The organism is Hafnia alvei (assembly GCF_034424155.1).
Taxonomy (GTDB): Bacteria; Pseudomonadota; Gammaproteobacteria; order Enterobacterales; family Enterobacteriaceae; genus Hafnia; species Hafnia alvei.
Genome location: NZ_CP139992.1, coordinates 3,833,638 through 3,858,241 on the forward strand (window position 1 = coordinate 3,833,638; position 24,604 = coordinate 3,858,241).

At 49.9% G+C, this 24,604-nt stretch carries 20 protein-coding genes; 3 read left to right on the top strand and 17 right to left on the bottom strand.

The window, feature by feature from the left end; all coding sequences use genetic code 11:
* Nucleotides 1–50: 50 nt before the first annotated feature.
* Nucleotides 51–1,961, bottom strand: a complete 1,911-nt coding sequence (dnaK, locus tag U0008_RS17845; protein WP_025801413.1) for a molecular chaperone DnaK — start codon at nucleotides 1,959–1,961, stop codon at nucleotides 51–53.
* A gap of 448 nt (nucleotides 1,962–2,409) precedes the next feature.
* On the opposite strand from dnaK, the gene satP reads away from it, so the two are divergent.
* On the top strand, nucleotides 2,410–3,009 hold the full coding sequence (gene satP, locus U0008_RS17850) for an acetate uptake transporter (RefSeq protein WP_025801412.1): 600 nt from the start codon (nucleotides 2,410–2,412) through the stop codon (nucleotides 3,007–3,009).
* A gap of 93 nt (nucleotides 3,010–3,102) precedes the next feature.
* Here the strand turns inward: satP and U0008_RS17855 are convergent, their stop codons facing one another.
* The 14 genes from U0008_RS17855 to tal form a co-directional block, all read right to left on the bottom strand.
* A complete protein-coding gene (locus tag U0008_RS17855; RefSeq protein WP_043495437.1) occupies nucleotides 3,103–4,596 on the bottom strand; it encodes an MFS transporter in 1,494 nt (497 codons plus the stop codon).
* Between the two features lie 153 nt (nucleotides 4,597–4,749).
* Entirely contained in the window at nucleotides 4,750–5,649 is a 900-nt protein-coding gene (gene nanA, locus U0008_RS17860; RefSeq protein WP_043495440.1) for an N-acetylneuraminate lyase, read from the bottom strand.
* Nucleotides 5,650–5,850: 201 nt separating this feature from the next.
* Nucleotides 5,851–6,615, bottom strand: coding sequence for a transcriptional regulator NanR (locus U0008_RS17865; protein WP_043495442.1), 765 nt, complete (start codon nucleotides 6,613–6,615; stop codon nucleotides 5,851–5,853).
* Nucleotides 6,616–6,827: 212 nt separating this feature from the next.
* A complete protein-coding gene (locus tag U0008_RS17870; protein ID WP_025801408.1) occupies nucleotides 6,828–8,162 on the bottom strand; it encodes an MFS transporter in 1,335 nt (444 codons plus the stop codon).
* Between the two features lie 165 nt (nucleotides 8,163–8,327).
* Complete coding sequence (gene mog / locus U0008_RS17875) at nucleotides 8,328–8,915, bottom strand: molybdopterin adenylyltransferase (RefSeq protein WP_025801407.1); 588 nt, start codon at nucleotides 8,913–8,915, stop codon at nucleotides 8,328–8,330.
* Entirely contained in the window at nucleotides 8,912–9,568 is a 657-nt protein-coding gene (locus tag U0008_RS17880) for an HAD family hydrolase (RefSeq protein ID WP_043495444.1), read from the bottom strand. The genes mog and U0008_RS17880 overlap by 4 nt, the downstream gene beginning before the upstream one ends.
* Before the next feature lie 465 nt (nucleotides 9,569–10,033).
* On the bottom strand, nucleotides 10,034–10,291 hold the full coding sequence (locus U0008_RS17885) for a hypothetical protein (protein ID WP_327058431.1): 258 nt from the start codon (nucleotides 10,289–10,291) through the stop codon (nucleotides 10,034–10,036).
* Nucleotides 10,292–10,750: 459 nt separating this feature from the next.
* Nucleotides 10,751–11,431 (bottom strand): DNA-binding transcriptional regulator CsiR, encoded by a 681-nt coding sequence (gene csiR, locus U0008_RS17890; protein ID WP_043495447.1) that lies wholly within the window; start codon nucleotides 11,429–11,431, stop codon nucleotides 10,751–10,753.
* Nucleotides 11,432–11,559: 128 nt separating this feature from the next.
* Entirely contained in the window at nucleotides 11,560–12,960 is a 1,401-nt protein-coding gene (gabP, locus tag U0008_RS17895) for a GABA permease (RefSeq protein ID WP_043495449.1), read from the bottom strand.
* Nucleotides 12,961–13,102: 142 nt separating this feature from the next.
* Complete coding sequence (gene gabT, locus U0008_RS17900; RefSeq protein WP_040045431.1) at nucleotides 13,103–14,386, bottom strand: 4-aminobutyrate--2-oxoglutarate transaminase; 1,284 nt, start codon at nucleotides 14,384–14,386, stop codon at nucleotides 13,103–13,105.
* 73 nt (nucleotides 14,387–14,459) lie between these two features.
* Nucleotides 14,460–15,908 (bottom strand): NADP-dependent succinate-semialdehyde dehydrogenase, encoded by a 1,449-nt coding sequence (gene gabD, locus U0008_RS17905; RefSeq protein WP_043495450.1) that lies wholly within the window; start codon nucleotides 15,906–15,908, stop codon nucleotides 14,460–14,462.
* Between the two features lie 49 nt (nucleotides 15,909–15,957).
* Nucleotides 15,958–17,217, bottom strand: a complete 1,260-nt coding sequence (gene lhgO, locus U0008_RS17910) for an L-2-hydroxyglutarate dehydrogenase (protein ID WP_043495452.1) — start codon at nucleotides 17,215–17,217, stop codon at nucleotides 15,958–15,960.
* A gap of 85 nt (nucleotides 17,218–17,302) precedes the next feature.
* Nucleotides 17,303–18,280 (bottom strand): glutarate dioxygenase GlaH, encoded by a 978-nt coding sequence (gene glaH, locus U0008_RS17915; RefSeq protein WP_025801400.1) that lies wholly within the window; start codon nucleotides 18,278–18,280, stop codon nucleotides 17,303–17,305.
* A gap of 306 nt (nucleotides 18,281–18,586) precedes the next feature.
* Nucleotides 18,587–19,540, bottom strand: coding sequence for a transaldolase (tal, locus tag U0008_RS17920; protein ID WP_025801399.1), 954 nt, complete (start codon nucleotides 19,538–19,540; stop codon nucleotides 18,587–18,589).
* Between the two features lie 462 nt (nucleotides 19,541–20,002).
* On the opposite strand from tal, the gene U0008_RS17925 reads away from it, so the two are divergent.
* Together U0008_RS17925 and yaaA are read left to right on the top strand one after the other, a co-directional pair.
* Nucleotides 20,003–21,436, top strand: coding sequence for an alanine/glycine:cation symporter family protein (locus U0008_RS17925; RefSeq protein ID WP_043495454.1), 1,434 nt, complete (start codon nucleotides 20,003–20,005; stop codon nucleotides 21,434–21,436).
* Nucleotides 21,437–21,551: 115 nt separating this feature from the next.
* Nucleotides 21,552–22,331 (top strand): peroxide stress protein YaaA, encoded by a 780-nt coding sequence (gene yaaA, locus U0008_RS17930; RefSeq protein WP_025801396.1) that lies wholly within the window; start codon nucleotides 21,552–21,554, stop codon nucleotides 22,329–22,331.
* A 50-nt stretch (nucleotides 22,332–22,381) separates the two neighbouring features.
* Here the strand turns inward: yaaA and thrC are convergent, their stop codons facing one another.
* Both thrC and thrB read right to left on the bottom strand, forming a co-directional pair.
* Nucleotides 22,382–23,671 carry a threonine synthase gene (gene thrC, locus U0008_RS17935; RefSeq protein ID WP_043495455.1) on the bottom strand — a complete coding sequence of 430 codons (1,290 nt, stop codon included), beginning with the start codon at nucleotides 23,669–23,671 and terminating at the stop codon, nucleotides 22,382–22,384.
* 3 nt (nucleotides 23,672–23,674) lie between these two features.
* Nucleotides 23,675–24,604 carry a homoserine kinase gene (gene thrB / locus U0008_RS17940; RefSeq protein WP_043495456.1) on the bottom strand — a complete coding sequence of 310 codons (930 nt, stop codon included), beginning with the start codon at nucleotides 24,602–24,604 and terminating at the stop codon, nucleotides 23,675–23,677.

Here is a 24,604-nt window from a genome sequence, read left to right on the forward strand (position 1 = left end):
GACGCTTAATGGTTAACCACTACCGTCTTTACCTAGCCCGCTAAGGGCGATTATTTTTTATCTTTCACTTCTTCGAATTCAGCATCAACCACGTCGTCATCTTTCTGAGCGCTGGTATCTGCCTGCTGAGCACCACCGGCCTGAGCCTGCTGCTGAGCCATTTCTAACAGTTTGCTTGAAGCCTGAACCAGAGTCTGGATTTTCGCTTCGATGTCAGCTTTATCTTCGCCTTTCGCTGCAGTATCCAGCTCAGCCAAAGCAGCTTCGATCGCAGTTTTGTCTTCTGCTGGCAGTTTATCGCCTGCTTCTTCCAACTGTTTGCGAGTACCGTGAACCAGCTGATCGGCTTGGTTACGAGTCTGTACCAGCTCTTCAAACTTACGGTCAGCTTCAGCGTTAGCTTCAGCATCACGAACCATTTTCTGGATTTCTTCTTCGTTCAGACCAGAAGAAGCCTTGATGGTGATCTTCTGCTCTTTACCGCTGTTTTTGTCTTTAGCAGACACGTGCAGGATACCGTCGGCATCGATGTCGAAGGTGACTTCGATCTGCGGCATACCGCGTGGTGCAGGCTGGATACCATCCAGGTTGAACTGACCCAGAGATTTGTTATCCGCAGCACGTTTACGCTCACCCTGAATGACGTGAATAGTCACGGCAGACTGGTTGTCTTCAGCGGTTGAGAACACTTGGCTGTGCTTAGTTGGGATCGTGGTGTTCTTCGCAATCAGAGAAGTCATCACGCCGCCCATGGTTTCGATACCCAGAGACAGAGGGGTAACGTCCAGCAGCAGAACGTCTTTCACTTCACCGGTCAATACACCGCCCTGAACCGCAGCACCGATAGCCACTGCTTCATCTGGGTTAACGTCTTTACGTGGTTCTTTACCGAAGAAATCAGCCACTTTCTTCTGAACCATAGGCATACGAGTCTGACCACCAACCAGGATAACGTCCTGTACGTCAGAAACAGACAGGCCAGCGTCTTTCAGAGCCACTTTCAGTGGTTCCATAGAACGGTTAACCAGATCTTCAACCAGTGATTCCAGTTTTGCACGGGTCACTTTGATGTTCATGTGTTTTGGACCAGACGCATCTGCAGTGATGTACGGCAGGTTAACGTCGGTCTGCTGAGCAGAAGACAGCTCAATTTTCGCTTTTTCAGCAGCTTCTTTCAGACGCTGCATCGCCAGCGGATCATTGCGCAGATCCATGCCCTGTTCTTTCTTGAATTCGTCAACCAGATAGTTGATCAGACGGCTGTCGAAGTCTTCACCACCCAGATGGGTATCACCGTTGGTTGCCAGAACTTCGAAGGTTTTTTCACCGTCAACTTCGTCGATCTCAATGATAGAGATATCGAAAGTACCACCACCCAAGTCGTAAACGGCGATAGTGCGGTTGCCGACTTCTTTATCCAAACCGTATGCCAAAGCAGCAGCGGTTGGTTCGTTGATGATACGTTTTACTTCCAGACCTGCGATACGGCCGGCATCTTTCGTTGCCTGACGCTGAGCATCGTTGAAGTATGCAGGAACGGTAATAACCGCTTCGGTTACTGGCTCACCCAAGAAGTCTTCTGCTGTTTTCTTCATTTTTTTCAGAACTTCAGCAGAAATCTGTGGTGGAGCAATTTTCTGACCTTTAACTTCGACCCATGCGTCGCCGTTGTCAGCGCCTACGATACCGAAAGGCATGATGCCTTTATCGCGCTGAACTTCTTCGTCTTGGAAACGACGACCAATCAAACGCTTGATCGCAAACAGAGTGTTTTGCGGGTTAGTCACAGCCTGACGTTTTGCTGGCTGACCAACCAGAATTTCGCCGTCCTGAGTATAAGCAATAATAGAAGGAGTGGTGCGGTCGCCCTCGGCGTTCTCCAGCACACGTGCGGTAGTTCCATCCATTACAGCTACACAAGAGTTAGTTGTACCCAGGTCGATACCAATAATTTTGCCCATCGAACATCTCCACTAAGAATTTTGTTATTAATCTCGTTGCTACCGTAGGTGGGGGCGATATTTTGCTTTTCAACCGCCTTTTTTTCTACCTACTCCCTAAATCATTCAAGTTGTGCCTAAGGCTCATACAGCTTGAATTAAAACAGGGTTACTCGGTAACCAACTGCGTTGTAAGTAAGATGGGGTCGCTCAAGCGGACAACAAGGGGGGAGATTAAAAAAAATATGATTTTTTAACCTACAAGATCATTGTTTATGTTCTAACTCCTCATTATTATGCCGCGCGCTCGATCGTTGAAAACAACCGCAATGCCATAAAGCATTGTGTTCTCGGGCACGTACCAATGAATTTCCATGCATAACTAATTGATGCTGAATATATAAATATCAACATCAATTGCATTGGATTATTTGTTTCTACATTAAACTTCTCTTATTACAGAGGCTCTATGCACACCAACAAGTTGGCGAATCCCGGTCCTTTAGGCCTGATGGGCTTCGGGATGACCACCGTCTTGCTGAACCTGCACAACGCAGGCTTTTTCCCTCTAACTTCCGTGATTATCTCTATGGGGATTTTCTTTGGAGGGTTTGCTCAGATCTTAGCTGGGCTGCTTGAGTACAAAAAAGGCAATACTTTCGGTTTAACCGCATTCACTTCCTACGGCGCTTTCTGGCTGTCTTTGGTCGGTATTCTTGTCTTGCCAAAAATGGGTCTGGCCGATGCCAGCGATGCAAGCTTCCTCGGTACCTACCTGGCGCTGTGGGGCATCTTCACCCTATTCATGTTCTTCGGTACTTTAGGCGCTAACCGCGTTCTGCAATTCGTATTCGCGAGCCTGACCGTGCTGTTCTTCCTGCTGGCCTACGGCAACATCACTGGCAACGCAGCGGTTCTGCATTTTGCTGGCTTTGAAGGCATCGTTTGTGGCGCGAGCGCGATCTACTTAGCAATGGCTGAAGTGATTAACGAACAGGCTGGACGCACCGTGCTGCCAATCGGCGAGTGCAAATGCCCGAAAGCAAACGCACATCCAGCTGAGCTGTAATCTTCAGTACGTTTCTTGATATAAAGAACGTGAGAAAACAAAAAGCCCCGTGATGAATACGGGGCTTTTTTTATCATCATGATTTATGTGAAATTACTTATGCGGAACCGGCACAGCTAAAACTTTCTTTGCCGGACGCCCAATTGCACCACTAAAAGGTTTTCCATCAATCGTATCATGCGTTCTTATTCCTTCCGGCTTTAACCAGCGCTGCACGCGCGAGGGCATATCCAAACCAATCAGCAGAATAACGACAAAGGTCAGGCTAAAGGAAAGCGAGGCCAAGGCAGTCCCCAGATCCAAACGCTGAGCAATCGTTGCGCCTAGAATCGGTGCTAAAGCTCCGCCTAGCGCCCCGACGTTATAGGTAAAGCCAAGCCCTGCCGCACGCTGTTCTGTATCAAAATAGCCGCCGATCAGCTTAGGCAAAATCCCCGAAATCCCCTGCCCTAACATTTGTTGCAGGAACAACAGAATGCCAAGCGTCCATAAACTTCCGCCACCGATGGCAAATACCGGGATAATTAATAGCTGGGAAAGCAGCAAACTGTAGACATAGGCTTTACGCGTCCCCAACCAATCGCCGAGAAAACCACCCACACAGCAGCCAACCGCCGCACCAAATCCGCTAAAGAACAGGATATGCGCCACGGTGGACGGATCGTATAACAGCTCGGTTTTTAAGTAGGTTGGCAACAGCGCCTGAATCGGCCATGAGTAAAGGAAGGCAAACAACACCACGACCATCAGCATAACGCCCGTTGGCCAACGATTGCCGCTGCTTTGCACCATAAAACTGATGAAGATAGCCGCGCAAATTAGGCCAAGCACCGTGATAATAAATGGATTGCCAATATCTCCGGTAAAGCATAAATAGAGCGCTAACGATGCAATCACGGTCATCATCACGTTCATAACTTTACGCGGGCCACGGTATAAAATATCCACCATGGTTTTTACCGGTTGTTTATCACCAAATTTCTTTTCCCAATCTTCTGCTTCAGGAATATTTTTACGTAGCCAGAGCGCAAAGATAATCGGCAAAATGCCAATAAAGAACAGCGCACGCCAACCCCATTCAGGTACAACCACGCTATATACCTGCGCGGAAATAACGGCACCGATGGAAAACCCTGAAATCAAAAAGCCGCTGGCTTTATTACGCAAATGTTTTGGCCAACTCTCGATCACATAGGTTGCGCTGGAACCATATTCACCCGCCATACCCATGCCAATCATGAGTCGAGCAATAAACATGGTAGTGAAACCCGGAGCAAAGCCACAGGCTAATGTGCCTACTGAAAATAAAACGATGCTGGTGATCATCGCTAATTTTCGTCCATAGCGATCGCCCATGGCACCTAATAATAACCCGCCAAACCATCTGGATATAAAGGCGGCTGAAATAAGACTTGCAGCTTCTACGGTGGTTAATCCAAATTCGCTTTGGATTTCAGTTAATACTAGAGCGATTAATACAAAATCAAAACCATCAAGCAAATAGCCAATCCATGCGGCTGAAAACGCTTTCCATTGTGACTTGCTGATATGTCGGTACCACGGAAGATCTTGGGTAGTGTTATTCATAAAGCACTCCCGGCGCAGGTCTAATTATTTAAGGTCTATAAATTGCCCGCGCTCTATATCGTAGGGTAAGAGGTCTTTCGGTATACCTTAAATTTCAAGATGAAGCCTATGGCCCACATCTTGAAATTAACAGGCATAAGAATAAGTTCAGCGTTATTGCGCTGCTCTTTCTGCACTTAGCTGTGCAGCTAACTGGCGAAGCTCAGGTAAATACTGCTCTTCAACCGGTGCAAAAGGTTTGCGACAAATCGGCGTATCTACAACATCCATATAATGCAGAATGGTTTTCAATCCACGGAATACGCCGACTTTAATCAGCACATCAATCACCTTATTACACTCGGTTTGCAGCGACTGAGCCTGAGAAATATTGCCTTCTTTGAGAGCTTGCATAATGCCCTTATAGCGCCAGCCCATTACGTTATAGGTACTGCCGATCCCGCCATCCGCACCGGCCAACAGCCCTGACAGGAAAATTTCATCATAGCCGTTATAAATGACTTTATCTGGATGGGCGCGACGAACTTGTTCCATCTGATATAAATCACCGGAAGTTTGTTTCAGCGCTGCAACGCCAGGTAAGGTAATCAGGGTTGAGATTTGATCGAGTGAAAGTTTCACGCCGCTTAAGGCCGGAATGTTATACACCACCATCGGCAATCCTTCAGCCGCGTCAATGATAGCGCGGTAGTGATCGCAATGTTCGCTAAAGCTGAACGGATAATAGAACGGCGTCACGGCAGATACGGCGTCGAAGCCATAGCGTTTTGCCGCACCCGCCAAGATCTGGCTTTCATGCGTGCTGATCCCACCCACGTGGGCAATCAGCGTCAGCTTACCTTTAGCTTCCTGCGCCACGACTTCTAATACCTGCTCGCGCTCCTGCAAGTTTTGGATAAATGCCTCACCGGTAGACCCACCCACATAGAGTCCATCTACGCCCTGAGCAATGTTGAACTGCACCAATCGGCGCAGGCTTGGAATATCCAACTGCTGTTGTGGATTAAACGGCGTAAGTAACGCAGGCATCACCCCATGGAGATTTTTCGACATAAGACCCTCTGACTTGATTATTTGATACACACAAAGATATACCTTTATACCTGTTATACCAGACTAAAAAACGAACTAGCGCGATATTCGCTTTGATATGTGATCAATCTCAGATAAAGCCGTGTGAAGAAGATCTTCTTTCAAGATTAAAGATGAACAAGATCTCGTTTAGTTCATTCTCGGCGAGGAATAAAGCGAACGTTATTTTTTGGCAGGGTAATAGGCAGCAAAAACGCTATTGAGATGGGATTTGAGAGCCTTATCCGCAGCATCGGGATCTCGCTTGCAGATCGCCTGATAGATTGCGATATGCTGCTGATAGCTAATATTGTTGTGGGCATGCAGTTCAGCCAGCGACACCGTTGGACGAGCGGCAATCAACCAATCTAGCAACGCTACGTGAATCACCATGAAGATCGGATTGCCGGGGATCTCCGCAAGCTCGCGATGAAATTCGATATCGGATCGAATAAACAGATCGTTATCGTCCAGCGACTGGCTGTTCATTTCCAGCGCCTTGCCCAAGCGCGCAATCTGCTCATCGGTGGCAAATTCAGCGGCATAGCGCACTAGGCTGGACTCAAAGAATAAACGCAGTTGTTCAAAATGAGCGATACCGCCAGGCTTGGTGAGAAAGTCTTTGGCCATGCCTGAAAGTTCAGAAATGATAGTATCTGCGGATGGGCGACAAACGCGTGCGCGCTCGCCGTTATTAATCTGAACCAGCCCTTTGCGCTTTAGCGCGGCCAGCGCCTCTCGCACGGAAGGTCGACCCACATTAAAAAAGGCCATCAGCTCACGCTCTGAAGGCAACTGCTCACCTTCGGCAAATTCCCGCCGACGGATCATCTGCTCTAACTCTTCTTCCACCACATCCGACAGTTTTTTACGAGGCACTGGGCGTCGGCGCATTGCATGTCCGATAGCTTCAGGTTTTTCAAAAGGACGATCGTCTGATGTGCTCATAAATTAACGTTCTGGCTGGTTCCGTCAGTAATAAATCCAATCGCAGGAAGTCTATGATATTTCGATAAACCTACTGGGTCGAGAAGAGAAAGTTCGTTTGAATCATAACATAGGAAAAGTAAGGCGGCTAAGCAAGCAGGAATGTTGAAAGCGTGATGTTCACCCTAAGCCAAAACGCCCTGCCACGGAGGCAGAGCGTTTACGATGATGATTTAGCTGTGTTCTTGGTGCCCAGATGGCATTAACGGCTTATTTTCGACATGAGCCTCACTGTTTAAATCACGCTGCAAATAAAGCCCCAGCAACAATCCAACCAGTGACAGCGCCAACACGTAATATGCCGGAGCCATCGGCGTCACTTTCATGATTAGCGTAACAAAAATCGGCGTTAATCCCCCGAAGATGGCGTAGGCCACGTTATAGGAGAATGAAATTCCGCTAAAACGCACTTCAGCGGGGAACGCTCTCACCATGACATAAGGCACTGCGCCCACGATACCCACGCTAAATCCGGCTAACGCATAGCCCAAGAATAAGTGCTCAGCGCTGACGCCAGCGGCTACCGAGTGGTAAAACGTCCAGCTACACACGGCTAAAAATAGGCTACCAACGATAAAGGTTTTGCTGGCGCCAAAGCGATCGATTAAACGTCCTGCAATCACGCAGCCCACCGTCAATGCTATCGTCGCCAAGCAGTTAGCCTGCAACGCCAGCGCCGGTGAAATGCCAAATTGTTTTTGCAAATAGGTTGGCGTCATCAGAATCACCACCACAATACCGGCCGACAACAGCCACGTGAGCAGCATGGAAATAGCCACTTCGGTGCGATGATTTTTCACCACCGTTTTCAACGGCATCTCTTCGGCTAACGCCTTGCGCGCCTGCATTTCGACAAAAATCGGCGTTTCTTGTAACCAACGGCGCAGATACATCGCGAACAGGCCAAAGATCCCACCCAAGAAGAACGGAATACGCCAGCCACCGGCCAGAATAGCGTCTTGGCTCATCACGGTATTAAGCAGAGTCGCCACCAGCGATCCCAACAAAATACCGGCGGTTAATCCGGCGGTTAACGTGCCGCAGGCAAACCCAACGCGTTTACGCGGCACATGCTCGGCAACAAATACCCAAGCGCCTGGGACTTCACCACCAATTGCAGCGCCCTGAAGCACGCGCATCAGCAACAGCAGCAGCGGTGCGGCAATCCCAATGCTTTGATAAGTCGGCAGCATCCCCATCGCCAACGTTGGCAACGCCATTAACAGGATACTGAGAGAGAACATTTTTTTGCGCCCGACTTTGTCACCAAAGTGCGCCATGATGATCCCGCCAAGCGGGCGAGCCAGATAACCGGCGGCAAAAATCCCGAAGGTCTGCACTTGACGCAGCCACTCAGGCATATCGACTGGGAAGAAGAGATCGCTGACAACCGCCGCGAAGAAAACGAAAATGATGAAGTCGTAGAACTCTAACGCGCCGCCCAAGGCTGCCAACGTCAAAGTCTTGTAGTCCTGCCGATTTAAACGGCGATTGTGATTTTGTTCCATAAGATCCAGCCCAGTACGTTATTTTTCATATTATTTTGCGATGTTGTGTGGTTATAAACCGGCATCACGGCTTCGTGTTACAAAGTTGTAATGCAAAATAATTAATATAACGTTACTGGATGACTGGCTAGTCGTACTGAATCTTATGCCGCAATGAGTTCAATTTCAGTCGATTGTTTCGCGACGTGCACTTTTAGGACGAAAAGCTGCTATTACGCGCGGATCGGTTTCCACATACGGCCCGTCTAATAGTTGGATGCAATAAGGTACGCTGGCGAAAATACCATGCACAATGGGTTTACCGTTTTCGTCCTTCACGCCTTCCAGCGTTTCTTTGATCGACTTCGGCTGCCCAGGCAAATTGATGATCAACGCCTGCTTGCGGATCACGCCCACCTGACGAGACAAAATCGCCGTCGGTACATAGTGCAAACTGATTTGGCGCATCTGTTCGCCAAAGCCCGGCATTTCACGATCGGCGACCGCTAACGTTGCATCCGGCGTGACATCGCGGCGAGCAGGGCCGGTGCCACCGGTGGTCAGCACTAAGTGACAGCCCATTTCATCAACCAGCTCGCACAAAGTCTGCTCGATCATAACTTGTTCATCGGGGATCAACCGCGTTTCCAGCGTAAACGCCGTAGTGAGCGCCTGCTCCAACCACTCTTGTAAGGCTGGAATACCTTTATCCTGATAAACACCGCTGGAAGCACGATCGGAAATCGAGACCAGACCTATACGCAATGCATTCATGCAACTACCTCTATGACTATTCCTTGACGCTGGGGATGCAGAATAATACTACGCCAGCCGCTAATAACCACATCTGCACGCTGTAAATGATGTCGTTGATGGCGATGGGTGATGGCAATCACCGTCATTCCTGCGGCCTGTGCGGCTTTAATCCCAGCCTCATCGCTTTCAAACACGAGGCAATCACGCGGATCTACGCCGTAAAAACTGGCGGCGAGTAAGTACGGCTCAGGATCGGGCCGACCGCTCGATACCTGCTCGGCTCCCACCACAAGCGGTGGACGCTGCATACCGGCCTGCTGCAACTGTGCTTCAGCGCGTGCACGATGGGACTGCGTCACCACGCCCCACGGCGTTTCGCCTAGTGCCTGTAGTAGCTCAGAAACGCCCTGCTGTAATTGGCTTTGATGACGCTGAGTCATTTGCAGCAAGGCCGCCTCCAGCGCATTCACCTCTTGCAGGGTATCAAGATGCGGGGCTAAACGGCGTACAATTTCCTGCACGCGTTGGCTATGAATCTGTTCTCCCAGCAGTGCCTCATCAATGCCGTGTTGCTGCGCCCACTGCATCCACACTTGCTGAGCATGGTTACCTGAATCCAAAAGAGCGCCATCCATATCCAGAAAAACGGCGGCAAATTGTTTTTTCCACATAGCGAATTCCTCTTAGAGAACGATTAACCAAGTATAAGAGTTACGGTAGATCTGTCTGGTTTGTGAATCAAAGATTCGGAATAAACTGTAGGGGGAGAAGTGGCAAGGAGTGATGACAGGGCTTTCCTTTCTCACCTATTCACCAGCGGTGTATGTAATTACGGTGTAAGGTATCGTCCTTCAGACACGCATGCGAACACGGTGTAAGGTTTCGTCCGTCAGACACGCATGCGAACACGGTGTAAGGTTTCGTCCGTCAGACACGCATGCGAACACGGTGTAAGGTTTCGTCCGCCGATTTATACCGAACTCCATTGATACATCAATGAAGGCGTCCGATGAGGGGCGCCAGCGCGCGCCCCTTCAATCCTCGCGCTTTTATCCGAGACGCCATCTCCGCGCCGGGTCGGCATGCGCCATCCTTGGCGCCTCCTCCCCTCGTGAAAACATCCTGTTTTCACTGCTCTAAATGCCATAACTTAAACTCAAAAACAGATAGAGTTTTTGTCTTTTGTCTTTTGTCTTTTGTCTTTTGTCTTTTGTCTTTTGTCTTTTGTCTTTTGTCTTTTGTCTTTTGATTTCTGGGTTTTGGGTTTTGGGTTTTGGGTTTTGGGTTTTGGGTTTTGGGTTTTGGGTTTTGGGTTTTGGGTTTTGGGTTTTGGGTTTTGGGTTTTGGGTTTTGAGTTTTGGGTTTTGGGTTTTGAGTTTGACCTTTTCTGGCACGTTGTTCTTCAGCCGAATTGAGAAATGCAGGCTAGGATTTGCCGACCGGACGTCGGCAAAAGAGCGACGGAGGCATGGACAAATTTGCAGGGAGCAAATTTGAACAACGCTTGCGTTGGCCCCGTAGGGGTGAGGCGCAAGGATGCGCCGAATATCCGCGATTGTCGCTCGTTCCGTTAAAGCCGGAATGACGAGATGAGGGAACCTGCGAAGCAGGCTGAAGAACGGTGCCAAGCCGGGTTGTTAGGGGGCGGCGATTGGCCCCCTAACACGGACGCCCGCACAGTTTAGATGTGGAGTTAAGTGCTTTAGGCGGACGTAACTTACCCCAATATAAAAATATTCGAGCATGAGTAATTGAGAGGTTGCGCGCTAGCAACCTTTCGTCGGACGCCTGCACGGTTTAAATGTAGAGTTCAGTGTTTTAGGCGGACGTAACTTACCCCATATCTAAAACACTTATCCCCCCTTCCCCCCCATTGCCTCCTGAATAATCGGTATCGGCGTGAGTAAATGCTGCCTCATCAGTTCACCGGCGCGCTTTCCATCACGGGCCAAAATTACCTTCACCAGCTCATCATGCTCATGATGTTTATTTTCTAACATCTCCACGGAAAGCACGGTTTCACGCAGCCAAATGAAGCGGTAGCGCGCCGCGAGATCAAACAATCTAGCACGCATTTGCAGCAGGTATTGCGATCCACATCCGGCAACAATCGCCGTGTGAAATGCCTGATGACGTTGATCCCATTCATCCAACAAATCTTCGCTGGCATCACTGGCCTCTAGTTTGGCAAGCATATGGGAACGCGCAAGGATCTCAGCTTCCCAATCGTCTTTGCCGCGCTCAATCGCCAACTGCACCAGCATCGATTCCATATTGGCTCGAGCATCGAAAATATCGAGCAGCTCGGCCTGCGACATCGAGGCAACGCGATAGCCTTTTTGGCTAACCACCGTCACCAAATGTTCTGCCACCAGCTGCGAGAGCGCCTCGCGGAGCGGGCCGACGCCCAGCCCATAGCGGCTCGTCAACAGACTCATGCGTAACTTTTCATCCGGCTGATAGATACCGCGGATGATGTCTCTTTTCAGCCATTGATAACCGTCAAACGTTGAATAAGGTAAAGAGGCGGTCATAGGCATAGCTCCCAAATTGCCACGAAGCAAAAAGAATAACCTACCAAAGTTGCAGGATCTCTTATACGAAAATGCGCCGTTTCAGTACTGACCGAACCGGCGCATCAAGATTATTAGCAAGCCTTTCGTTACCTCAAACTCTGCTGGGGCTGTTTTTGCCACTGAAACAGCGCCTTCCAGCGAGTCATGATCGGCACCGTGCAGATGATGCCAATCCCCAATAGCACGGTAGAAACCACTTCAATACGCTGCTCTGGCCTAAACATCATCACCACTAACACGAAGGTGATAAACAGGATCACCGTCCATGTTAGATAGGGATACAGCCACATTTTAAGCTTGAGTTCGTTGCCTTGCGTTAACAGGATCTTGCGCATTCTCAATTGAGAAACCGCAATCACTAAATACACCAGCAGCGCAATCGCGCCAGAACTGGCAATCAAGAAGTTAAACACCTTGGCGGGGGCATAGTAGTTAACAATCACGGTCAGAAACGCCGCGCCGGTAGACAATAAAACCGCCACATAAGGCGTTTTACTGCGGTTGGTTTTTCCCATAAAGGCGGGCGCATCACCGCGATGGCTCAGTGAATAGAGCATGCGCGAAGCGGTATACAACGCCGAATTCAAACAGCTGGTGACCGATAGCAGGATCACGCAGTCCATTATCAATTTGGCGTGCGGAATATGCAGCAGTTGCAGCACCGAGCTATAAGATCCCACGGTTTTCAGTTCCGGCGCGTTCCAAGGCACCAGCGCCACCACCACAAAGATCGAACACAGATAGAAGATCGCAATGCGCCAAATCACGGAATTGGTCGCCCGCACAATATGCTTGTCTGGAGTATCTGATTCAGCCGCCGCGATCGTTACGATCTCCGCCCCCATAAAAGAAAACATGGTGATCAACATAGCGCTAATCACAGCCCCAAAACCATTTGGCATAAAGCCGCCGTGATCCCAAAGTCGAGAAACGCCGCTGACCTGAACATGCGGATAAAATCCGGTGATGGCAATCGCGCCCACCACGATAAAGGCCAGAATGGCGATCACTTTGCACAGCGCCAACCAAAATTCAAACTCACCGTAGTTTTTAACGCTAAGCAAATTACTGCCGGTTAATGCCACGGTAATGAGTAAGGAAAATAGCCAGATAGGCACTACAGGAAGCCATGAGTTAAGAATGATAGCGGCGATATTGGCTTCCAAAGGGATCACCAAAACCCAGAACCACCAGTAGAGCCAACCGATGGTATACCCGGCCCACTTGCCAATAGATCGTTCGGCGTAGGTTGAGAAGGAGCCGGTATCCGGCGACGCCACCGCCATTTCCCCCAGCATGCGCATAATCAACAGCACCAGCAAGCCGGCGAAAAGATAAGACAATAATACCGCTGGCCCCGCCTGTGAAATCGCAACGCCTGAGCCAACAAATAGGCTAGCACCGATAACACCAGCAATGGACAGCATGGTGACATGGCGGGACTTCAGCCCGCCTCCCAGCGAGTTTGTTTCTGCAATCTGACCCATAATTCGAACCCTCTCGAAAGTTTTGCACTTAGGGAGAGCGCTCCGGCATTCCCGCGCCGGAGCACGCGCATTGTTATTATTTAGCCATCAGACTTCCTTTATGACGGGTGCTACTCGCATAACCACAAGCACCTCGTTGCGCTTAGTTTTTCTTAGCCTCGGTAAAACATTCGGCGATAATATCCAGACCCTGTTTGATCTGCGCGTCACTCACCGTGAGCGGAACCAAAATACGCAGCACGTTATAGTAAGGCCCGCATGACAACAGGATGAGCCCCTTATCACGCGCCCGCGCCACCACTTCTGCCGTCAGTTTGGCATTCGGTTTATGCACATCGCCGTTTTCGAACAGCTCAATCGCAATCATCGCGCCAAGACCACGCACATCACCAATTTCTGGATGAGTTTCAGCGATATTGAGCAGGCCATCTTTCAGCTTCTGCCCTACATCGTTAGCGCGCTGCAACAGATTTTCTTCATCAAAGGTTTCAAGCACCGCTAGGGCCGCCGCACAGGCAATGGGGCTACCGGCATAGGTTCCACCTAGTCCGCCCGGCGCAATAGCATCCATGATCTCGGCTTTGCCTGTCACGCCCGCGAGAGGGAAACCACCCGCGATAGATTTCGCAAAGGTGGTGAGATCGGCAGCAACGCCTAACTGTTCCATCGCAAACAACGTTCCGGTACGCCCTGCTCCGCTTTGTACTTCATCGGCAATCAGCATGATCCCATGCTCATCACACAGTTCGCGCAGACGTTTCATAAAGGCAGGTGACGTTGAATAGAATCCCCCTTCCCCCTGCACCGGTTCGATAACGATGGCGGCAATATCTTCCGGCGCAGCGTCGTTTTTGAAGATGCGATGAATGCTGGCAATCGCATCATCGTCGCTGACACCGTGTAATTCACAAGGATACAAAGCGCGGAATACGTGCCCTGGCATTAATCCCATACCCGCTGAGTAAGGGTTTACTTTGCCGGTCAACGACAAGGTGTAATGAGTACGCCCATGATAAGCGCCGCTAAAAGCGATGGTTCCGCTGCGCTTGGTGGCCGCTCTGGCAATCTTCACCGCGTTTTCTACCGCTTCAGAACCCGTTGTCACCAGCAGCGTTTTCTTGTCAAAATCTCCCGGAACGCGCTTGTTCATGATTTCGCACAGTTCCAAATACGGTTCGTAGGCCAACACTTGGAAACAGGTATGCGACAGTTTTTTCAGCTGAGCTTCAACCGCAGCCACCACTTTTGGATGCAAATGGCCCGTATTCAGAACCGCAATCCCACCGGCAAAGTCCAGATACTCACGTCCTTCGACGTCCCATACGCGGCAGTTTTCTGCTCGCTCGGCAAAAATAGGATGAATCTGCCCCACGCCGCGTGGAATGGCGTTACTGCGGCGCTGCATCAGTTCTTTATTCGTGCTCATCAGGTGTCCTCTCAGTGTTCGGGTAGGCGGCTGATGCCGCTCTGTTGGTGTTAAAAAGTAAGATCAGTTCTCTTTACAAGCCGATGCACATATATTTGATTTCGAGATAATCTTCGATGCCATACTTCGAGCCTTCGCGGCCCAGGCCTGAGGCTTTGATCCCGCCAAAAGGCGCGACTTCATTCGAAATAATGCCGGTGTTGATCCCCACGATGCCGTACTCCAGCGCTTCGCCAACGCGGAATACGCGGCTAAGATCGCGCGCATAAAAATAAGCCGCCAAGCCAAATTCGGTATCATTGGCCTGTGCAACCACGTCTGCTTCATCTTTAAAACGGAATAACGGAGCCAACGGGCCAAAAGTCTCTTCTTTGGCGACTTTGGCGCTCGCAGGAACATCCACTAAAATGGTGGGCTGGAAGAAATTGCCGCCTAATTCGTGCGGCTGGCCGCCGGTGATAATGCTAGCCCCTTTCGACAGCGCATCTTCAATATGCTCTTTCACTTTCGCCACCGCTTTTTCATCAATCAGCGGGCCGGTTGTTACGCCCTTCGCTAAGCCATCGCCCAGAGTGAGTTTTTCAACCGCAGCCTGTAACTTTTTAGCAAAAGCGTCATAAACCCCATCCTGAACATATAGGCGGTTGGCACACACGCAGGTTTGTCCCGCATTACGGAACTTAGAGGCCAGCGCACCGTCAACCGCTTTATCCAAATCAGCATCATCAAACACGATGAATGGCGCATTCCCGCCCAGCTCCAGCGAGACTTTTTTGATGTCTTTAGCGCACTGTTGCATCAGTTGACGACCAATTTCGGTCGATCCGGTAAACGAGAGTTTGCGCACTAACGGGTTGCCCGTAAGCTCATTTCCCACTTCGCTGGCCGAGCCGGTTACCACGTTAAAAACGCCGTCGGGGATCCCTGCGCGCTGGGCCAACTCCGCAAGAGCTAATGCTGAAAATGGCGTTTGGCTCGCAGGTTTAAGCACCATGGTGCAGCCAGCGGCAAGCGCAGGCCCTGCTTTACGCGTGATCATTGCCGCAGGAAAATTCCACGGGGTGATCGCAGCGGTAACGCCAATCGGCTGTTTGATCACGATGAGGCGTTTGTCTGCCTGATGACCTGGAATGGTATCCCCATAAATGCGTTTACCTTCTTCGGCAAACCACTCAATAAAAGAGGCGGCATAGGCAATCTCACCCTTGGCCTCAGCCAACGGTTTGCCCTGTTCCAGCGTCATGAGCTTGGCGAGATCGTCTTGGTTAGCCATCATGAGATCAAACCAACGGCGCAGGATCGTCGCACGCTCTTTGGCGGTTAACGCACGCCATGCCGGCAACGCCTGATTAGCTGCTTCAATCGCCGTACGCGTTTCATTTGCCCCCATTTTGGGCACAGTGCCCAAAAGCTGAGCATTAGCGGGGTTTGTCACCTCGATAGTTTTGTTACTTTCTGCGTCACACCACTTTCCTTGGATAAAAGCCTGCTGGCGAAAAAGCGTTGAGTCATTAAGTTGCATAGCGAATTCCTTATTCATCAGTAAATTAGCTTTTGTTATTCGATGACGTTTATACGGTGGCCAAAGATGGCTTATCGTTAATTGCCGCAGTTAAAGTGCGGCCGTTATGGGTTTGCCCTGCCAGTAGCGCCTGAACTTTGCCTACAATATGCGTGCCAATCGGGATCGCCGAGGTTGCCGCCGGTGAAGGCGCGTTGCAGACATGAATACTGCGAGCGGTGGTCACAAACAGAAAATCATCAATCAATTTGCCATCGGGCGAAACGGCCTGAGCACGTACTCCGGCGGGATAGGGCTGAAGATCTTGTTTGGTCAAGCTTGGGCAATACTTTTGCACGCGTTTGAGATAGCCGCTTTTGCACAGAGAATTTTTCATCTCATCCAGACCGGATTTGAGATTTTGTCGCATCACGCTGCGAATACCGGAAGAACCAAATATCTCCAGCGTGTCGCTCAGTGAAATATCGCGTTTGCGGTAGCCTTCGCGCTTAAATGCCAGCACGGCGTTCGGCCCCACCGTCACGCTGCCATCGATCATGCGAGTCAGATGTACGCCGAGAAACGGCATCGCCGGATCGGGGATCGGATAAATGAGATGATTAACAATATGATTATGCTGCGGCGCTAAACGGAAATATTCGCCGCGGAACGGGCAAATAATAAAACCGGGATCAACACCTAGCATTTTCACCAAACGATCCGCCATCAGTCCTGAACAGGTGATCAGGTTAGAGCCTTCATAATCACCCGCCGTCGTCGTTACGATCACGCCCTGCGCATGTTCCCGCAGCGCGGTAACTTCTGCGTTATAGACGATCTCGCCCCCTGCGGCGCGGAAACGATCTGACATTGCCTGTGTGACTTCGGTGTAGCTGACGATCCCGCTGGAGGGAACCAAAATACCGCCCAGCCCGACGATGTTGGGCTCGCGTTCATGAAGTTCCTCCGCGCTCAACCAATAACGCTCTAAGCCGTTGGCTTCAGTGCGATCCCATAGCGCGCGCATACGCTGCATTTCTAGCTCGGACGTTGCCACCAGCATTTTCCCGCAGGTGTCATAGCGAATGCCGTTTTCATCACAAAAGGCTTTGGTCGCCCGATTACCTTCCAAACAGAATTTGGCTTTTAAACTTCCGGGCGTGTAATAAACCCCCGCGTGGATCACGCCGCTATTGTGGCCGGTCTGATGGCACGCCGGGCCGCCCTCTTTTTCCAGCAAAGCAATGCGGGCATCTGGATAGACGCCGATCAACTGCATGGCAGTCGACATCCCAATGATGCCGCCGCCAACGATCACAAAGTCATACATCCGGCTCATTCCTTCCTCAAACTCTCTTGCATGCTCTCTTGATCCAACGAGAGCACGCTCGGTTAATCAAAAATGAAGCCGAAGCTTATTGCCCAGCCTGATAGTGCGAGGTGGAATAGCTGATATATCCGCGCTGACGCATCAGTTCGCGGCGCAAATCTGGGTGTGGGGTAAAGCGATCGCGACCATGCAGCCAGAACAAATTATTAATCAAAAGGAATTTGCCGACGGGAACCGGAACCGAAACGATATTGCGGCTGCCTTCGAGCGCATCTGAAAGTTCACTCAGCCAGTTACCTTCTTCAAAATCCTTTGGCTGAACAAACTGATCGATATAGCGCATTACCGGACGCCCTTGCCCATCGACATCAAATACTGGGTGGAAAACATCTTGGGTAACATTTTTGCTAGGCGGCGCAGTCCAGCGCATAGGGCGACGTGCTAACGGATGGCTGAAATATTTATCGAGTGACTCCCAGTCATCCAGATGCAGCAATAGGGAATTGCCGCCCTGCATATTCTGCTCGTCGATTTTCATCATCAGCACATAGTCAGTCACTTCATCCACGAAAGTGCCATCGTTATGCAGCTCTAATACGCGATGAGGTTGACGCAGATAGCTATCTGAACTATCGACGTTTTTCACTACAAAACGCGCATAATACTGGCCGCTCATGGCGTCATAGTTGGAACGCCCGATAAGATGCGCCACCGCGGTAGCAATTTTAACCATCTCATCTGCCTGCTCGACGTGGTCGATACCCTCAGCGCCAATCAGTAATGCACCTTGAGTCCGCGCCAGAATGGTATTGAGCAGCAGTGGCTGAAGCTGGTTGCCACAGAGTTCATCAAGGATTTTCGCCACGCGGAAACGCAGGAATGATTTGTACTCCAGCGCTTGCACGGGCCATTCAGCCACCAGCTCTAAAAAACGTTGCGTGGTAGCAGCATCGAAATTGAGTTCCAGCATGCGTGGCGACTGTGCCGACGGGCGAACGGTAAAGCCCTGCCCTTTGGTTTTAGCTTCAGAGATATCCTGCTTTACGGCGGTTAACGCATTCATCAGAAAGTATCCTCATTGCAGAAAATTATTATCGGCAGAGCAATTTCCAGACATGCTCATTTCGTAGCCATAATTTAAAAATATCTACATTTTGGAGAATTGCGTATAAAAAAAGCAGAAATGTTTATTTTTTGCGATCAACAATACACAATAATTTTACATATGCATGCGAAGATAATTAGGAGGAATGGTTTAAGGTGATGAAATAAAACAATTTAATTCGAATATAAATGAAGGGAGAATATTTAGTGTTATTAAAATGTAAAAACCAGCCCTAAGGCTGGTTTTATAAACTGAGTTGCTTGATTACAGCAGGTCAGCGATCATTTTTTCCAGTTTGCCTTGGTCTACGGCAAACTTACGGATGCCGTCAGACAGTTTATCAACCGCCATTGGATCCTGATTGTGCTGCCAGTAGAACTCAGCTTCGGTCAGACGCGCTGGACGCGCTTTGATTTCACCGGTGTAGCTCAGCTTACGCTCAACGTCGCCCTGAGCTTCAGACAGCTCTTTCAGCAGCGCTGGAGCGATGGTCAGACGGTCACAGCCAGCCAGTTCCAGAATCTCACCCATGTTACGGAAGCTTGCGCCCATAACCACGGTTTCATAGCCGTGCTGTTTGTAGTATTCGTAGATTTCGGTCACGGATACAACGCCTGGATCTTCGTTTGGCGCATATTCTTTCTTGTCGGTGTTTGATTTGTACCAGTCAAGGATACGACCAACAAACGGAGAAATCAGGTATACCCCTGCTTCAGCACAAGCACGCGCCTGAGCGAAGGAGAACAGCAGCGTCAGGTTACAGTTGATGCCTTCTTTTTCCAGCTGCTCCGCAGCGCGGATACCCTGCCAAGTTGAAGCCAGTTTGATCAGAATGCGATCGTTGCTGATACCAGCATCGTTATACATTTTGATCAGACGTTTAGCTTTAGCAACGCTAGCTTCGGTGTCATAAGACATGCGCGCATCAACTTCGGTAGAGATGCGGCCTGGGACCAGTTTCAAAATTTCCAGACCGATATTGACGGCCAGCTTGTCTGAAGCATCCACAACCTGCTGAGCTTTGTCGCTGCTCTGGCTGCGCGCCCAAGCAATCGCTTCATCAATCAGCTTACGGTATTCAGGAATTTGTGCTGCATTCAGGATCAGAGAAGGGTTGGTGGTTGCATCTTGTGGTTGATACAACTTCATTGCAGCGATATCGCCGGTGTCGGCCACAACGGTGGTCAGCTGGCGTAGGGATGTCAGTTTATCGGTCATTTTTAGCGTTTCCATTATTGGTGCATAAAACCAGAATTGATGCAGCAATGGTTTTGCTTGTCACTTTTCGAGCTATAACACGGATATTCTCAAGTGAATAACGCCATTGTGCATGAACTGTTGGCGGTTTATGACGTGCCTGTAGCTGATAATAACACGCATCCACTGTTGCGCAATGCACTAAACTCGTCATAAAACCTATCACTTTTATCGGTTCTAACGCAGAAACGGCAGGCAACCGTTTTCGGCTCCGATAAAAACGGCACATGGGCGGCAATGAGAATAAAGCGCCATCGTTTTTCAAACTTATGTTACATTCTTGCCGTTTTTTCAGACCCAAAATTTGCGCCAGTTGCGCAACACCAAAGCCCAGTTATCACTATAAAAATATTATCGGCGCGGTGAAATTTGCGTTGTGCTTTTAGGCACATACGCCATGTTATCGAACACTAGGAGTACGTTTTGACGGATCTAATTAGCTTTATCAACAACATATTATGGGGATCGGTGCTGATCTACCTTCTAATCGGCACAGGGATCTTTTTCACGATCCGAACCGGATTCATTCAGTTTCGTCATTTCGGCCATATGTTTTCGGTTTTAAAGAACAGTAATAAGGCCGACAGCTCAGGCATTTCTTCTTTCCAAGCGTTATGCACCAGTCTTGCCGCCCGCGTTGGCACAGGCAACTTAACCGGCGTCGCCATTGCGATTACCGCAGGCGGGCCTGGAGCCGTTTTCTGGATGTGGGTGGTTGCCGTGATTGGTATGGCAACCTCTTTCATCGAAAGCACCTTGGCACAGTTATACAAAACCAAAGACGATCAGGGAAATTACCGTGGTGGCCCCGCCTATTACATGGAAAAAGGGCTCGGCATGCGGTGGATGGGCGTTCTATTTTCGATCTTCTTAATCATCGCATTTGGTTTGGTATTTAACGCCGTGCAGTCTAACTCGATTGCTCAGGCTACCGCTGTTGCCTTTGGCACTAAGCCGCTCTATGTCGGCATTGCTTTAGTTTTGCTCAGCGGCGCTATCATTTTTGGCGGACTACGTTCAATTGCCAAAACGGCAGAATTAGTCGTGCCGTTTATGGCTATCGCCTATTTGGCGCTGGCATTCTGGGTGGTTGGGCACAATCTGAGCCGAATGCCCGAAGTCCTTTTGCTGATATTCAAAAGCGCTTTCGGTTTGCAGGAAGCGGCCGCAGGCGCCGTCGGATATGGAATTGCGCAGGCCATGACGCAAGGCATTCAGCGCGGCTTATTTTCAAACGAAGCCGGTATGGGATCTGCGCCTAATGCTGCAGCGTCTGCCGCACCATATCCACCGCATCCAGCATCACAAGGCTATGTGCAAATGTTCGGTGTTTTTGTCGATACGCTGGTTATCTGCAGCGCCACTGCGGCCATTATTCTTTCATCTGGCGCATTAGACCACGCGCCGGGCACGATTAGCGGGATTGAACTCACCCAGCGAGCGCTAGCCTCCTCGGTAGGCGGATGGGGTTCTATCTTTATTGCTACCGCCATCTTTTTCTTTGGTTTTACCTCAATTATCGCCAACTATTCGTATGCCGAGAGTAATCTGGTCTTTCTCGAACACAACCATCCCGCCGGTCTCATGCTGTTCCGCTGCTGTACGTTGGGCATGGTGATGTTTGGTACGCTCGCTGAACTGCCGCTGGTATGGAAAATGGCCGATCTTTCCATGGCAATGATGGCCATTACTAACCTGATCGCAATTTTACTGCTCTCCGGTGTAGCGCTGAAATTGGCCAAAGATTATAACCACCAGCGAAGCATCGGGCGCTTGCCAACCTTTGATATCAGCCAATACCCTGAAATTCAGCAGCAGGTTGAACCCGGCATTTGGGATAAACCGAAATCTGAGTAGTTCCCCGAAAAGTAGGGGGCGTCGGTATAATACGATGCCCCTATCGCACTGATTAATCCCCTCTCAAGATTAAATTTGTTACATTAGTAGACAACTCTCATAACAGGATCAATCCATGCTGATTATTATCTCACCTGCCAAAACGCTGGATTATGAAAGCCCGCTGGCAACAACGCGCTTTACTCAACCTGAACTGCTCGATCGCTCTGCTGAGCTCATGGAATATTGCCGTGAATTAACACCGGCGCAGATTGGCAGCCTGATGAAAATCAGCGATAAGCTCGCAGGACTGAATGCCGCGCGCTTTGCCGAATGGCAGCCAAATTTCACGCCTGAAAATGCACGTCAGGCCATTCTGGCCTTTAAAGGCGACGTTTATACAGGGCTGCAAGCCGAAGACTTTAGCGAGCAAGATTTCGACTTTGCTCAGCAGCATCTGCGCATGCTTTCTGGCCTATACGGTTTGCTTCGCCCACTTGATTTGATGATGCCGTATCGTCTGGAGATGGGTATCAAATTGCATAACGCCAAAGGCAATGATTTATATAGTTTCTGGGGCGATTTGCTCACCGAGAAATTAAATCAGCAATTGAAAGCGCAAGGCGATAACGTGCTGATTAACCTTGCGTCTGATGAATACTTTAAAGCCGTAAAACCTGCCAAGTTAGACGGGCAACTGATTAAGCCGGTATTTTTAGATGAGAAAGGCGGCAAGTTTAAAGTCATCAGTTTCTACGCCAAAAAAGCGCGTGGCCTGATGAGTCGTTTTATCATTCAGAACCAGTTAACCAAACCTGAGCAATTGAAAGATTTCAATTTAGAAGGGTATTTCTTCGAAGAAGAGAAGCCGTATAAATCAGGCAGCGAACTAATTTTTAAACGTCACGAAGCGTAAAAAAGAAAACCGGCTTATCGCCGGTTTTTTTATCACTTATTTTCAATGGGTTACTTTGCCCACTGCATCATAAAGGCGCGAAGCGGAACGAAATCCGCCGCCATTTGATGTGAAAGCAGAGGCAAATCAGCGCGTTCTGCCAGTTCGGCTGGCAAAGGCAGATCGCTAGTTAAGATCTCATCCACCACTTCTTTAAACTTCGCCGGATGCGCGGTGCCTAAGAACAGGCCAAACTCTCCTGGCTGCAAAGTGTCACGCAAAACACGATAGGCAATCGCCGCATGAGGCTCAGAGATATAACCAAGCTGCGCCATTTCACGCACCGTTTGGCGCGTCACATCATCAGAAACGTGCCCATAAGCCAGCTCTTTGAGCTGCCATATCTTGCGGCGGAATAACTCCTCAACCCGCGGCCAGTTATTTGGGCGGCTAACGTCCATAGCATTCGATAGCGTTGCTACGGTGTTATGCGGCTGCCACTCGCCGGTGGCGAGAAAGCGTGGCACGGTGTCATTCGCGTTGGTCGCCGCAATAAAACGCTTAATCGGTAACCCCAGAGATTTCGCCAGTAACCCTGCGGTTAAATCTCCAAAATTGCCGCTAGGTACAGAGACCACCAGCTGGTTACGTGCTTCTTGAGGCAGTTGCGCTACGGCTTCGAAGTAGTAGCAGATCTGAGCCAGCAAACGGCTGATATTAATTGAGTTGGCAGAATTCAGCCCCACCGCGTTTTTAAGCTCTTCATCATCAAAGGCTTGTTTAACCAAGGCCTGACAATCATCAAAATCGCCATCGATAGCAATCGTCTGGATGTTTCCACCCAACGTGCAGAACAGTTTTTCCTGCAACGGGCTGATTTTTCCCTGAGGGTAGAGAATGACAACGCGCACGTTCTCTAAGCCGTAAAATGCGTGAGCTACCGCTGCGCCGGTGTCACCGGAGGTGGCGGTCAGAATCGTGACAGGCTCATTGCCCGCCACTTCCTGTAGCATCTGCGCCATAAAACGCCCGCCAAAATCCTTAAACGCTAACGTTGGCCCGTGAAATAGCTCAAGCGCGGCGATGTCCGGCTCCACCTGTGCAACCGGCGCGGGGAACGCAAAAGCCGCTTTCACGCGATTATAGATAACCTCTGGAGCAAATTCGTCCGCCAAATAGGCAGATAAGATATTCGCGCTGCGGGTCACAAAATCCTGCTTCAGTAAGCTATCAATTTCAGTAAGCTCAAATTCTGGAAGTTCTAAAGGAAAAAAGAGTCCCTGATTTTTGCCCAACCCCTGTTTAATTGCCTGCGCAAAGCTGACCTGCTCGTTATGATCTTTCAGATTATAAAGTTTCATGCGTTATCCCAGTCGTCGTGCGCCTGCATTGTCCAGACGGCAAATGTGAACAAAACCTTCGTCGTTTTGCAGATAGTTTTCTTTCAGCCATTGCGCCATACGCTGCGCGGTATCTTGGCGATCGCAGATGGCAAACAGCGTTGGACCTGAGCCAGAAATCCCACAGGCCAAAGCGCCAATGTCGTGAGCGGCCTGACGAGCCTGAGCAAACCCAGGTAAGAGGCGAGTACGGTAAGGCTCGGCAATCACATCATTCATTAACTTAGCCGCTAAAATTGGCTGGCGGGTGTGGCAGGCATGAATAAACCCAGCCAGATAGCGGCCATGGCTAATGCAGTCCTGACGACGGTACTGCGCGGGTAAAATGGCCCGCGCTTCGGCGGTCGAGACTTTAATTCCCGGATAAGCCATAACCCAGAACCAATCATCAAAGCAGGGAACGGTTTGGCTAATAATACCGTTCTCTTCCAAAATCAGTTGTAGACCACCGAGGTAGCACGGGGCCACGTTGTCATAATGCACGCTCCCTGAAATGCGCCCTTCCATTTCGCCCATCAGCGCTAATAACTGGGTTTGGTCGAGTGGCTGCTGAGCAAACTCATTCAGCGCCATCAGCGCCGCGACCACCGAACAGGCGCTAGAACCGAGCCCTGAGCCAATCGGCATATTCTTTTCCAGCACCATGGCGACCGATAACTCTTGTCCGATCGCTTGGCAAAAACGCTCCCAGCATTGATAGACAATGTTTTCTTTAGGATCGCTCGGAAGCTTGCTCACAAAGCTGCCTTTAGACGTTAGGCTAAAAGCATCAGCGGCTTCAACGCTCACGCAATCGCCAAGAAACTGGCCATCGACCGGCGAAACAGCGGCACCCAGTACGTCAAACCCCACGCTCACATTTCCAATTGAGGCCGGTGCATAAACCTTAACCAT